A 13,364-nucleotide genomic window follows, 5' to 3' on the forward strand; every position below is an offset into this window, starting at 1 on the left:
TCTGGTGGAAGCATCGGAGCCCAAGCGCACCGCGAGCAAGCTCGCTCCTACAATCAACGGGTTCCTACAACCTTCATCGATGCCTTCCATGTCCCTGCCATTCCCGATCACCGCCCGCCACAAGGGCTTCAATCGTGCCGAGATCGTCGACCAGAACTTCAGCGAGTTCGTGAAGCTGTGGGAGGGCGAGGTCCGTAGCGCGCCGCGCGACGACGGGCCGGTGCTTCCGGGCAGTGCGCTCGATGCGCAGGGCTTTCGCGAACTGCTCGAGTCGCAGCTGATCAGCCGCCATCTCGACCTCATGGCGCGCGTGCTGCGTGTACAGAACAAGGTGTTCTACACGATCGGGTCCTCCGGACACGAGGGCAACGCGATGGTGGCGCGGCTGACCCGCCACACCGACCCCGCCTTCCTGCATTACCGTTCCGGCGGCTTCATGGCCGAACGTTTCCGCAAGCTTCCCGGGATGGACCCGGTGATGGATTCGGCGCTTTCCTTCGCCGCCAGCAAGGAAGACCCGGCCTCGGGCGGGCGCCACAAGGTGTGGGGCTCCAAGCCGCTGTGGGTGCTGCCGCAGACCTCGACCATCGCCTCGCACCTGCCCAAGGCGCTGGGCACGGCGATCGCCATCGACCACGCGCGCCGCATCGGCCATGCCCTGCCGGTGCCGGAGGACTCGATCGTCGTCTGCTCCTTCGGCGACGCCTCGTCCAACCATGCCACCGCGCAGACCGCCTTCAACGCCGCGGGGTGGACCGCTTACCAGAAGCTTCCCGCGCCGGTCCTGTTCGTGTGCGAGGACAACGGCATCGGCATCTCCGTGAAAACCCCGGCCGGCTGGGTGGCGAACAACTTCCGCCACCGCGCCGACCTCGATTACTTCTTCGCCGACGGCCTGGATCTGGCCGAAGGCTACGCGCAGGTGCAGCGCGCCGTGGAGCATTGTCGCCACACCCGCCGCCCGACCTTCCTGCACCTGAAGACCACGCGCGTGATGGGCCACGCCGGCACCGACTTCGAGATCGAGTGGCGCAGCATCGAGGAACTGTGTGCGGTGGAGGCGAGCGATCCGCTGCTGCGCTCGGCCGCGATCGCGCTGGAGTCGGGCCTGTACACCAGGGACCAGCTGCTCGGCCTCTACGAGGCGACCCGCAAGCGCTGCTTCGCCGCTGCCGAGGAGGCCGACCGCCGGCCCAAGCTGGAGCGCCTCGAGGACGTGATGGCGCCGCTGGCGCCGTACACCCCGGACAAGGTCAAGGCCGAGGCCGAACGCGCCGACTACGCCGACGCGCGCGTGAAGGCCTTCGGCGGCGAGGACAAGCTGCCCGAGAGGCAGCCGCCCCGCCACCTGGCCATCCAGATCGGCCAGGCGCTGCACGACGTGATGGCGAAGTACCCCGAATCGCTGCTGTTCGGCGAGGACGTGGCACAGAAGGGCGGCGTCTACACCGTCACCAAGGGCCTGTACAAGACCTTCAAGGGCGCGCGCGTGTTCAACACGCTACTGGACGAGACGATCATCCTCGGCCTGGCCCAAGGCTACGCCAACATGGGCATGCTGCCGATCCCGGAGATCCAGTACCTGGCCTACTTCCACAACGCCGGCGACCAGATCCGCGGCGAGGCGGCGAGCCTGCAGTTCTTCTCCAACGACCAGTACCGCAACCCGCTGGTCATGCGCATCGCCTCGCTGGGCTACCAGCGCGGTTTCGGCGGCCACTTCCACAACGACAACTCGATCACCGCGTTGCGCGACATCCCCGGGCTGGTGGTCGGCTGCCCCAGCCGCGGCGACGATGCCGCCACCATGCTGCGCACGCTGACCGCGCTGGCGAAGGTGGACGGGCGCGTCTGCGCCTTCCTCGAGCCGATCGCGCTGTACATGACCAAGGATCTCTACGAGCCCGGCGACGGCCAGTGGCAGTTCGCCTATCCGCCGCCGGGCGAGGCGATGCCGCTGGGCGAGGGCCGGGTCTACGGCGAGGACGCGAACGACCTGGTGGTCTTCACCTTCGGCAACGGCGTGCCGATGGCGTTGCGCGCCGCCCGCACGATCCAGGCGGAGCTCGGCTGGAGGGTGCGCGTGGTCGACCTGCGCTGGCTGGTACCGCTCAACGACGCCTTCATCGCCCGGCAGGCCCGCAGCGCCAGGCGCATCCTGGTGCTGGACGAAGGCCGCAAGAGCGCGGGCGTGGGCGAGGGCGTGATCACCGCGATCGTCGAGGCGGGCCTGGGCGCCACACCGCTGGAGCGCGTGGTGGGCGCCGATACCTTCACGCCGCTGGCCGGAGCGGCCTTCCTGGTGTTGCCGGGCGAGGCCGACGTGGTCGCCGCGGCGCGCCGCCTGGCCGGGTAGGCGCGCGCCACCCGGCAGGTCCTCGGCGGGCCTCCCGGTTTGCCGGCGCTTTACTCGTCCAGTTCGGCGACGCGAGGCCAGGCCTGGGTGGGCAGGTGGCGCTGGCGCTCGAACAGGCGCGCCTGGTTGCGGCCGTTCACCTTGGCCTGGTACATCGCCTGGTCAGCGCGTTCGATCAGCGTCTCGACGGTGTCGCCGGACACCCGCATGGCCACGCCGATGCTCACGCTGAGCATGAACTCGGCGTTGACCGGGATCTCCAGCCGGTGCACGCGCCGGCACAGGCGCGTCGCCACCTGCATGGCCTGCTCCTCCACGACGCCGTCCAGCATGGCGATGAACTCCTCGCCACCGTAGCGGCCGAGCAGGTCGGAGGGGCGCAGTTCAGCGCGCAGGGCCTCGGCCACCTCGACCAGGGCGCGATCGCCGGCGCGGTGGCCCTGCTGGTCGTTGAGCAGCTTGAAGCGATCCAGGTCGAGGAACAGCAAGGCCAGCGGGCGGCCGGCGCTGTCCTCCAGCATGCGCTCCGCCGCTTCGCTCCAGGCGCGGCGGTTGAGCACGCCGGTCAGCGAATCGTTGTCGGCCAACTGGCGGACCAGGTCGCGGTCGCGGCGCATGGTGAGCGCGCGGTCGCCCAGGCCCAGCGACAGCACGATGGCCTCGAACGCGCCGGCGACCACGCTGGCGTCGCTGAGCCAGGGCATGCCCGGCAAGGTGCCGCTGGTCTGGGCGCTGGACAGCGCGGTGAGCGCCAGCAGCGGCGTCCAGCCGATCAGGAAGAACCAGGCGTGCCGCGAACCATGGGCGGCGGCCACCGTCGCCGCCACGAACATCAGCAGCGCCGCCAGGATCAGCAAGGGGTCGACCAGTGCCTGCGCCACCTGCACCAGCAGGCCCACCGGGCTGGTACGCATGAGCACCAGCAGCGGCATGCCGATCGCCAGTGCCAGCACGGGCGCACGCAGCAGCGGGGCGAAACGCTGCAGCTCGCAGAAGCGGGCCATGAACAGCGCCGCGAACGCCACCGACAGCGCGACCGAGGCCGATTCGAGCAGGTCCGCGGAAGGTGCCAGCCAGCCCAGCTCCAGCGGGCTGAACAGGAAACCCGTCTGCAGGCTCTGGATCAGCGCGTAGCAGAAGATGTAGCCGGCATACCAGGAGAACGTGTTGTCGCGCAGCATCAGCGCGAAACACAGCGCCATCAGCGCCATCGTCAGCATCACCGCGAAGCAGGCGCTGAACAGGGTCAGCCAGTGCGCATCGTGGGCGAGGAAGGCGGTGAGTCCTTCGAGATGGAAGCTGACCGGGCGCGACGGGCCCTCGACCGGTTCCAGCTTGAGCAGCATGGGGGCGGCGGCGGGCCGGCTGACCGGGTAGCGGTACGCGAGCCGGCCATGCCCCAGCGTCGCGCCCGGCAGGCTGTCCAGCGCCAGGATGCCCGCCAGGGCCTTGCCGTCGTAGACGGTGATGCGACCCGGCGCCGGCGGGAAGATCGACAGCACCCGCTCCTCCTCCACCCAGGGCGGCTGCGGGCGCAGGACCACCCACGTGCCCAGCCCCCCGCGCGGAAAGCTGTGCGGCAGGCCGGGCTCGAACGGGATCAGGAGTCCCTGGCGGTAGTCCTTGAGCACGCCGGCAGGCGTATCGCCCGGGCGGACCTCGCGCCAGCTGCCGTCCAGCGGTACGGCGGCATGCGCCGCGGACAGGCACAGGCACAGCAAGACCCACGCGACGCCCACCCATGTGCGTGCGCGCAGATTCCTGGTTGTTCCCGCGGCGAGCGCTCGCATCCCCCTGACCCCGCTTGGCGACATGCCGTGTCTAGCACGGCTGCGGCCCCTACCCACCCGGACAGTCTGCCGGCTGTCCGGCCGGTGATCCTGTGCTGTGATGACGATCGTACGCGACCGCCCGGTTGCCCGCTTCCTTTTTTTGGTGTTCCGGGCCGAACGCTTGCCAAGCAGGCTCCGTGCCAACCCGGGGCTCACACGTCCTTTGCGGCGGCTGCGGCAGGCTCGCCGCATCGCGGCCGCCGTTGACCCCGAAGGAGGGTGTGCACCTTCGCATCAGCCCCGGCCTCCATCCCCACATGAATCCGGAGAGCTCCATGAGCATCAAAGTGGCGGTGCTGGTCGGCAGCCTGCGCAAGGACTCGTACAACCGCCGGCTGGCACGGGCGGTCGAAAGGCTCGCGCCGCAGGAACTGGCGTTCGAGCACCTGGAGATCGGCGACCTACCGCCCTACAACCAGGATCTGGACGGCGACTACCCGCCACGCTGGCAGCAACTGAAGCAGCAGATCCAGGCATGCGACGCGCTGCTGTTCGTGACGCCGGAATACAACCGCTCGGTGCCCGGCGTCCTCAAGAACGCCATCGACATTGCCTCGCGCCCGTACGGCACCAACGCCTTCGCCGGCAAGCCGGGCGCGGTGATCGGCGCGTCGGTGGGCGCCACCGGCAGCGCGCTGGCCCAGCAGCACCTGCGCAACACGCTGGCCTACCTGGATGTGCCCTTGCTGGGCCAGCCGGAGGTGTTCGTGCAGTTCAAGGACGACGGCCCGGTGGACGCGCAGGGCGAGATCACCGTCGACAGCACGCGCACCTTCCTGCAGGGCTTCGTCGACCGCTACGTGGCATGGGTCCACACCATCCTCAAGCGCTGAGGGCCCACCCGCACAGGGAGGAGCGAGCTTGCCCGCGATGCCCGGGCCGGCCGCAGAAGCCGCCGGCGTCGCAGACAAGCCCGCCTACCTTGAAGCGTGCAGCCTTGACTCTGGACCTTGGTCCGGGGTCTAGACTCGCTCCATGAACATCCAGGCGCTCCCCCAACTCACCATCGGTGCCGTCGCCAAGCGCGCCGGCGTGGCCATCGACACCATCCGCTACTACGAGCGCGAGGGGCTGCTGCCGGAGCCGCAGCGGCGCCCCTCCGGCTACCGCAGCTACGGCGAAGGCACGGTGGCGCGGCTGCGCTTCATCCGGCGCGCCAAGAACCTGGGCTTCACCCTGGAGGAGATCCGCGACCTGCTGGCGCTCTCCGCCGACGGGCAGCGCGGGGTGAAGGCGGTCAAGCAGCGCGCCCGGCGTCGCCTGGCGGACATCGAGGCGCGCATCGCCGAACTGGAGCGCGTGCGCGCCGGGCTCGCCGAGCTGGTCGAGGCGTGTCCGGGGCACGGGGCGCCCGAAGATTGCCCGATCCTGCGCGCGCTGGGCGGCGAGGAACGGGCATGAGCGGGCGCCACCACCCCGCCACGGCGGGCGCGCGCGACCCGGTTTGCGGCATGGCCGTGGATCCGGCCCGCACGCCGCACCAGGCCGAACGCGACGGGTGGACCTGGTACTTCTGCAGCGCGGGATGCCGGGAGCAATTCCTCGGCTCGCCACGCGAGGACCTCGGCGAGCCGGAACCGAGCGCGGGCGGCTGTTGCCACGGTCCAGCCGCGGCGCCGGCGAACGGGCAGGCGCACACGGTGAAGGATCCGGTCTGCGGCATGGACGTCGATCCACATGCAGCCCGGCATCGCGCCGAGCACGCGGGCCGCACCTGGTATTTCTGCAGCGCGCGGTGCCGGGAGCGCTTTGTCGCCGCGCCGGGGAGCTTCCTCGGCGATCGTCCCGCGCCGCCCGCCGGCCCCGGCGCCATCTACACCTGTCCGATGCACCCGGACGTGCGGCAGGTCGGGCCGGGCGACTGCCCCAAGTGCGGCATGGCGCTGGAGCCGTTGATGCCCGGCACGGAGGACGAGGGCGACGGCGAGGTGCGCGGCCTGGCGCGGCGGTTCGGCTGGCTGGTGGCGGCGACCCTGCCGGTGCTGGTGCTGGCGATGGGGCCGGAGGCGGTGGGCCGTGCCTGGCCGGCCACCTGGGTCGGCGCGACCGGCTGGATCGAGGCACTGCTGGCCAGCGCGGTGGTGCTGTGGGGCGGGGCGCCGTTCTTCCGGCGCGGCTGGCGCTCGCTGAGGCCCTGGTCGCCCAACATGTACACGCTGATCGCGCTCGGTACCGGCGTGGCCTGGTTCTACAGCGTGGTCGCGCTGCTGTTGCCGGGGCTGTTCCCGGCCGGGTTCCGCGCGCACGGGCGGGTCGGCGTGTACTTCGAATCGGCGGCGGTGATCGTCACCCTGGTCACGTTGGGCGACCTGCTGGAGCTGCGTGCGCGGCGGCGTACCGGCGCGGCGCTGAAGGCCCTGCTCGGGCTGGCGCCGAAGACCGCGCATCGCCTGGAACACGGTCACGAACACGACGTGCCGCTGGAGCAGGTGCGCGTGGGCGACCTGCTGCGCGTGCGCCCCGGCGAAAAGGTGCCGGTGGATGGCGTGGCCACCGCAGGGGAAAGCCACGTCGATGAATCCATGCTCACCGGCGAGCCGATGCCGGTCGCCAAGGCGGCGGGCGATCGCCTCACGGCGGGCACGGTCAATCAGGATGGCACGCTGGTGCTGAAGGCGGACAAGGTGGGCGGCGAAACGATGCTGGCGCAGATCGTCGCGCTGGTTGCCCAGGCCCAGCGCAGCCGTGCGCCGCTGCAACGCGTGGCCGATCGCGTGGCCGCCTGGTTCGTGCCGGCGGTGGTGGCGGTGGCGATCCTCGCCTTTGGCGCGTGGATGCTGTTCGGGCCACAGCCGCGGCTGGCGCACGCGGTGATCGCCGCCGTTTCGGTGCTGATCATCGCCTGTCCCTGCGCGCTGGGCCTGGCGACGCCGATCTCGATCATGGTCGCCAGCGGGCGCGGCGCGCAGGCCGGCGTGCTGTTCCGCGACGCCGCGGCGATCGAGGCGCTGCACCGGGTGGACACCCTGGTGCTGGACAAGACCGGCACGCTTACCGAAGGCCGCCCCGCGTTGCGTGGGGTCATGCCCCTCGGCGAGCTGCCGAAGGAGCGCGTGCTGGCGCTCGCCGCGGCGCTGGAGCAGGCCAGCGAGCACCCGCTGGCGCGTGCGATCGTCACCGGGGCGCGAGAGGCCGGCGTGGCGGTGCCGGCAGCCAGCGGCTTCCGGGCACAGGCCGGCGGTGGCGTGCGCGCGCAGGTCGAGGGCAGGGCGCTCGCGCTCGGCAATGCCCGGTGGCTCGAATCGCTCGGCGTCGCGCTGGACGGCGCGGCCGCGTCGCGGGCCGAGCACTTGCGCGCGGGCGGCGCCACCGTGATGTTCCTGGCGGTCGATGGCCTACCGGCCGGCGTGCTGGCGGTCGCCGACCGCATCAAGGCCGACACCCCGGCCGCGCTCGCCACCCTGCGCCGGGAGGGCCTGCGCATCGCCATGCTCACCGGCGACAACGCCACCACCGCGCAGGCGGTCGCGCGCGAGCTGGGCATCGACGAGGTGCACGCGGATGTCTCGCCGACCGACAAGGCTGCCGTGGTCGAGCGCCTCAAGCGCGAGGGTCGTCGCGTGGCCATGGCCGGCGACGGCATCAACGATGCCCCGGCCCTGGCAGCGGCCGACGTCGGCATTGCCATGGGCGGCGGTACCGACGTGGCCATGGAGAGCGCCCAGGTGACCCTGGTCAGGGGCGAACTGTCCGCGATCGCCCGCGCCCGCGCGTTGTCCCAGGCCACCGTGCGCAACATCCGCCAGAACCTGTTCTTCGCCTTCGTCTACAACGCGGTGGGCGTGCCCCTGGCGGCGGGCCTGCTGTACCCGTTCCTCGGCGTGGTGCTGTCGCCCATGGTCGCAGCGGTGGCGATGAGCCTGTCGTCGGTGTCGGTGGTGGGGAACGCGTTGCGGTTGCGCCGCGTGCGTCTCTAGGTGGTTGCTCGCTTACTCGCGCAGCGTTGCGGCTTGGCGCATGTCGGCTGCGGCGGGTGCGCCACTGCCGCAACCCGGGGCTGGCTGGCGCCGTCGGGTTGGTAGGAGCGAGCTCGCTCGCGGCTGCTGCTCTTTTTCGCTCCGCTGGGGGCTTGCTGGGGCGTGTCGTTCTTCTGCGACGCTGCCGCGATCGGCAAGATCATGGAAGAACGACACTCTCCGCGAGCACCCCGGTCGCGGCAAGGCACGGAAGAACGAGACCCTCCGCAAGCAAGCCTTCCGCGAAGCGGGCAAAGAAAGGAGCAAAAGCCTCGCGGGCAAGCGCGCTCCTGCCGAGCATGCGGCGGCGGCAGCGGGCCGTGGCGCGGGAACCCCGCAAGACCGGCCTCGGCGGTAGGCGCACCAGCCACCGCCCCGATGCCTTAAGCTGCGCGCCGCTCCGTCACGAGGGATTTCCATGCCGCGCACGCTCGCCGAATGGCTGGCCTATCAGGAAGGCGTCAATCCACGCAGCATCGAGCTGGGCCTGGAGCGGGTACGCGAGGTGTGGCAGCGAATGGGGGCGCCGGCCCCGGCGCGGCGGGTGATCACCGTCGGCGGCACCAACGGCAAGGGATCGACCGTGGCGCTGCTCGAGGCGATGCTGCGCGCAGGGGGGCGCCGGGTCGGTTGCTACACGTCGCCGCATCTGCTGCGCTACAACGAGCGCGTGCGCATCGAGGGGCGCGAGGCGGACGATGCCGCACTGGTCGCTTCGTTCGAGCGCATCGAGATCGCGCGCGGCGCGCTGCCGTTGACCTATTTCGAGTTCGGCACGCTGGCGGCGCTGGACCTGTTCGCGCGCGCCGACCTGGACGTGGCGGTGCTGGAAGTCGGCCTGGGCGGCCGGCTGGATGCCGTGAACATCGTCGATGCCGATGCCGTGGTCGTCACTACCGTGGACATGGACCACATGGACTGGCTCGGCAACGATCGCGACAGTATCGGTCGCGAGAAAGCGGGCATCGCGCGGCGCGGGCGGCCGGCGATCCTCGGCGAACTTCAGCCGCCCGCCGGCCTGCTCGACGCGCTGGCCACGTGCGGTGCGCAGGTGGAACGGGCGGGGCGCGATTTTCGCGTGGAGCGCCACGCGCAGGGCTGGCGCTGGCAGCACCGCGACGGTACCGCGCTCGACCTGCCCGATCCGGCACTGGCCGCGCCCGTGCAGTACGCCAACGCCGCGGCGGCCGTGGCCGTGCTGCACGCGCTCGACGTCAGCGGCGCGCTGGCGCCCCCGCTCGCCCTCGGGCAGGCGGCCGCGGACGGGCTCGCTACGGTGGCGGTACCCGCACGGTTGCAATCGCTCGGCGGCAACCCGGAGCTGGTGATCGACGTGGGGCACAACCCGCAGGCGGCGCGCGCGCTCGCCGAATGGCTCGCGCAGCGGCGCTACGCGAGGGTGCACGCGGTCTACGGTGCGCTGGCTGACAAGGACGTGGCCGGCGTGTTGCAGGCGCTCGGCCCGCACGTTCACCATTGGCACCTGGCCGGGCTGGATCACGACTCGCCCCGCGGGCTGCCGGTTGGCGCGCTGGCGGCGGCCCTGCGACAGACGCTGCCGCAGGCCGTGTCCGATGCGCACGCAAACGTGGCATTGGCCCTGGCGGCGGCACGGGCGCAGGCGCGGCCCGGTGACGGCATCCTGGCGTTCGGTTCGTTCTTCGTGGCGGGGACGGTGCTGGCTGAACCGCACGCGTGAGCGGACCGTCCGGCCGGGCCGCGCGGTTATAATCCCGGTGTTGCGTGCCGAGCCGCCTTGGAGTTCCCGTCTTGAAAACACGCCTGCTGGGTGCCGCCGTGCTGATCGCACTGGCGGTGCTGTTCGTGCCGATGTTCTTCTCCAGCACGCCGCCCGCCGGCGGCGACCAGGCGGTGAGCCTGGCGATTCCGCCGGCGCCCGATCGCGAACTGCAGACACGCACGATGAGCCTGGATCCCCAGGTGCCCGCGGCCGGCGCCAGCAGCGCGCCGGTGATCCCGGCCCCGGCCCGGTCCGCCGGGGCACCGTCGGACGGGCTGGCCACGGTCGACATCGCGTCGCGCCGGCCGCGTGACGTGGAAACCGAGGCGGCAGCCGCGCCGCCCGTCGCCGAGCCGGCACCAGGCAAGGAACCCACGCCGGCGTCGTCCGCCGCGGCCGCTCCGGACCAGCCCCGGACGCAGGCCGCTGCGGCCACCCCGGTCGAGGGCGCCGGCACCGCTGCGCGCGGCAGCTACACCCTCAACCTCAGCGCGTACTCCAGTGCCGGCGCGCAGCGACTGATCCAGAAGGTGCGCGCGCTCGGCTATCCGGTCGCCGGACAACCGATCAGCCAGGGCGGCAAGACCCTGACCCTGGTCACGGCCGGCCCGTTCGCCTCGCGCACCGCGGCCGAGGCCGCGCGGCTGAAGATCACCCAGAGCATCCCCGGCGCGCCGGCGCACCTTGAAAGCGGCGCCAGCGACCAACATGGTGACGTGGCGGCAGCACCGTCCTCGGCGCGGGCACGCGCCGGCGGCTTCGCTGTGCAGGTGGCGGCGATGGGCAGCCAGGCCGATGCCAACGCGCTGCGCGACAAGCTGCGCGCGGCCGGCTTCGACGGCTTCACCGACTCGGTCAGGGCGAGCGGGCGTACCCTTTGGCGCGTGCGCGCCGGTCCGCAGACGCAGCGCGCCGACGCTGAACGCGTGCGCGACGAAATCAAGGCGAAGCTGGGCCTGGCGGGCAACGTGGTGAACGTGCCGTAAGGCGCGGACGCGAGCGGCAGCAATGAACTGGGTCGACTACACCATCCTCGGCGTGCTGGCCCTGTCCGTCCTGGTCGGGCTGTGGCGTGGGCTGGTGTCGGAGGTGCTGGCGCTGGCCGGCTGGATCGCCGCGTTCTGGGTGGCGTGGACCTTCGGCCCGCTGGTCGCGGCACGGTTCGAGCACAGCGTGTCGCTGCCGGAGGCGCGCATCGTGCTCGGCTACGGCCTGTGCTTCGTGGCGGTGCTGGCGCTGGGCGCGCTGCTGCGGTTCCTCGCGCGGCGGCTGATCTCCGGCATCGGTCTGGGCGGGCTGGACCGGCTGCTGGGCATGCTGTTCGGTTTCGTCCGCGGGGTGCTGCTCGTAACCCTGGTGGTGTTCCTGGCCGGGTTCACCGCGGTCACGCACGAGACCGGCTGGCGGGATTCGGTCCTGCTGCCGCAGTTCCAGGGCGCCGCCGGATGGCTGGGCGAGCGGGTGCCGCAGAGCGTGCGCCGCTACCTGCGTCCGCCGGGCACGCTGCCGCAGCTCCCCGCCGGGCTGCCGGGACTCCCGGCCGGTTCACCGGCACCGGCGCAGACTGTTCCACCGGCCGCGCATGCGGCCACGATCACCTGAACACAGGCAACCATCATGTGCGGAATCATCGGCATCGTCGGTACCACGGAAGTGGCATCGGCCCTTTATGACGGACTCACGGTGCTGCAGCACCGCGGCCAGGACGCGGCCGGCATCGTCACCGTCGATGGTGCGCACCTGCGCCTGCACAAGGGCAACGGCCTGGTGCGCGACGTGTTCGGCCAGGCCTCGATGAGCCGCCTGCGCGGCCGCATCGGGATCGGCCACTGCCGCTACCCGACCGCCGGGTCGGACAACGCCGACGAGGCGCAGCCGTTCTACGTGAACTCGCCCTACGGCATCGCCTTTGCGCACAACGGCAACCTGGTCAACACCGAGGCGCTGCGCCGCGAGATGTTCGAGGACGACCGCCGGCACATCAACACCGATTCGGATTCGGAAGTGCTGCTCAACGTGCTGGCGCACGAGCTGCAGATCCAGGACCGGATGGCACTGACACCCGACCACATCTTCAAGGCGGTGGCCGGCGTGCACGCGCGCGCGCGCGGCGGCTACGCCTGCCTGGCGCTGATCCAGGGCTACGGTCTGGTCGCCTTCCGCGATCCGCACGGGATCCGGCCGCTGGTGCTCGGCGAGCGGGTGACGCCGGAGGGCCGCGAGTACGCGGTCGCCTCGGAGTCGGTGGCGTTCGACGTGCTCGGCTTCAAGCGCATCCGCGATGTCGCGCCGGGCGAGGCGGTATACATCACCGCGGACGGCCAGCTGCACGCGCGCCGCTGCGCCGAGGGCGCGGTGCACGCGCCGTGCATCTTCGAGTACGTGTACCTGGCGCGCCCCGACTCGATGATCGAGGATGTGTCGGTCTACAAGGCGCGCCTGCGCATGGGCGAGAAGCTGGCGCAGAAGATCCTGCGCGAGCGGCCCGACCATGGCATCGACGCGGTCATCCCGATCCCCGACACCGCGCGCACCGCCGCCAGCTCGCTGGCCAACGCGCTCGGCGTGCCGTTCCGCGAGGGCTTCGTCAAGAACCGCTACGTCGGCCGCACCTTCATCATGCCCGGGCAGGGCGACCGCGTGAAATCGGTGCGCCGCAAGCTGAACGCCATCGACCTGGAGTTCCGCAACAAGACCGTGCTGCTGGTCGACGACTCCATCGTGCGCGGCACCACGTCCAAGCAGATCATCCAGATGGCGCGCGATGCGGGGGCGAGGAAGGTGTACTTCGCCTCCGCCGCGCCGCCGGTGCGCTACCCGAACGTCTACGGCATCGACATGCCCTCGGCCAGCGAACTGATCGCCGCCGGCAAGAGCGAAAGGGAAGTCGAGCAACTGCTCGGTGCCGACTGGCTGATCTACCAGGACCTGGACGACCTGGTCTGGGCGGTGCAGGACGGCAACGAGGATCTGAGGCAGTTCGACACCTCCTGCTTCTCGGGCGAATACGTTACCGGCCTGGACCGCGACTACCTGCAGCAGATCGAGATGCTGCGCTCCGACGACGCCAAGGCGGCGCGCCGCAGCGCCTGATGCGTCACCCGATGTTGTGGCCGATGCGCCACAACACGCCGGACGGATCGATCAGGTGGAAGTCGCGCATGCGCCAGGGGCGGTCCGCGGGCGCGGTCATGCGCACGCCGTGATCGCGGTAGCGACCGACGATGTCGAGCGTGGACAGCCGTCGGTGCCAGGCGTCCGCGTCGTCCACGAGCAGGTGCATCATGAAGTTGCCGGCGTGCGCCTCCTGGTAGAACCGCTGCAGCAGGAAGCTGCACTCGCCGAGCGCGAAGTAGGCGATGCCCTCGAAATCCGAGCGCTCCTCGAAACCCAGGTCCGCATAGAAGCGCCGCGACAGGTCATAGTCGCGCGCCGGCACGAACGCCTTGATCTCGATGGCATGCAGTCCGGCCATGTCC

The 13,364-nt window shown here is 71.2% G+C and carries 10 protein-coding genes; 8 read left to right on the top strand and 2 right to left on the bottom strand.

What is annotated here, in order from left to right; all coding sequences use genetic code 11:
• The first annotated feature begins 79 nt into the window (after positions 1 to 79).
• Positions 80 to 2,356 (top strand): thiamine pyrophosphate-dependent enzyme, encoded by a 2,277-nt coding sequence (locus WAT24_RS09260; protein ID WP_425605287.1) that lies wholly within the window; start codon positions 80 to 82, stop codon positions 2,354 to 2,356.
• Between the two features lie 50 nt (positions 2,357 to 2,406).
• Here the strand turns inward: WAT24_RS09260 and WAT24_RS09265 are convergent, their stop codons facing one another.
• Complete coding sequence (locus tag WAT24_RS09265) at positions 2,407 to 4,095, bottom strand: GGDEF domain-containing protein (protein ID WP_336807570.1); 1,689 nt, start codon at positions 4,093 to 4,095, stop codon at positions 2,407 to 2,409.
• Between the two features lie 368 nt (positions 4,096 to 4,463).
• Between WAT24_RS09265 and WAT24_RS09270 the strand changes: the two genes are divergently transcribed.
• From WAT24_RS09270 to purF, 7 genes are all read left to right on the top strand, one after another.
• Complete coding sequence (locus WAT24_RS09270) at positions 4,464 to 5,021, top strand: NADPH-dependent FMN reductase (RefSeq protein ID WP_336807571.1); 558 nt, start codon at positions 4,464 to 4,466, stop codon at positions 5,019 to 5,021.
• Between the two features lie 142 nt (positions 5,022 to 5,163).
• Positions 5,164 to 5,589 carry a heavy metal-responsive transcriptional regulator gene (locus WAT24_RS09275; RefSeq protein ID WP_336807572.1) on the top strand — a complete coding sequence of 142 codons (426 nt, stop codon included), beginning with the start codon at positions 5,164 to 5,166 and terminating at the stop codon, positions 5,587 to 5,589.
• A complete protein-coding gene (locus tag WAT24_RS09280; protein WP_336807573.1) occupies positions 5,586 to 8,105 on the top strand; it encodes a heavy metal translocating P-type ATPase in 2,520 nt (839 codons plus the stop codon). Before WAT24_RS09275 ends, WAT24_RS09280 begins: the two co-directional genes overlap by 4 nt.
• A 457-nt stretch (positions 8,106 to 8,562) precedes the next feature.
• Positions 8,563 to 9,843, top strand: a complete 1,281-nt coding sequence (gene folC, locus WAT24_RS09285; RefSeq protein WP_336807574.1) for a bifunctional tetrahydrofolate synthase/dihydrofolate synthase — start codon at positions 8,563 to 8,565, stop codon at positions 9,841 to 9,843.
• Positions 9,844 to 9,914: 71 nt separating this feature from the next.
• Complete coding sequence (locus WAT24_RS09290) at positions 9,915 to 10,871, top strand: SPOR domain-containing protein (RefSeq protein WP_336807575.1); 957 nt, start codon at positions 9,915 to 9,917, stop codon at positions 10,869 to 10,871.
• 22 nt (positions 10,872 to 10,893) lie between these two features.
• Complete coding sequence (locus WAT24_RS09295) at positions 10,894 to 11,487, top strand: CvpA family protein (RefSeq protein WP_336807576.1); 594 nt, start codon at positions 10,894 to 10,896, stop codon at positions 11,485 to 11,487.
• Between the two features lie 15 nt (positions 11,488 to 11,502).
• Entirely contained in the window at positions 11,503 to 12,978 is a 1,476-nt protein-coding gene (gene purF, locus WAT24_RS09300; RefSeq protein WP_336807577.1) for an amidophosphoribosyltransferase, read from the top strand.
• Positions 12,979 to 12,982: 4 nt separating this feature from the next.
• On the opposite strand, the gene WAT24_RS09305 is transcribed toward purF, so the two are convergent.
• Positions 12,983 to 13,360 (bottom strand): VOC family protein, encoded by a 378-nt coding sequence (locus tag WAT24_RS09305; RefSeq protein ID WP_336807578.1) that lies wholly within the window; start codon positions 13,358 to 13,360, stop codon positions 12,983 to 12,985.
• Positions 13,361 to 13,364 lie beyond the last annotated feature (4 nt).

The sequence above is a fragment of the Fulvimonas yonginensis genome (genome assembly GCF_037137055.1).
In the GTDB taxonomy this organism is placed as follows: Bacteria; Pseudomonadota; Gammaproteobacteria; order Xanthomonadales; family Rhodanobacteraceae; genus Frateuria_A; species Frateuria_A yonginensis.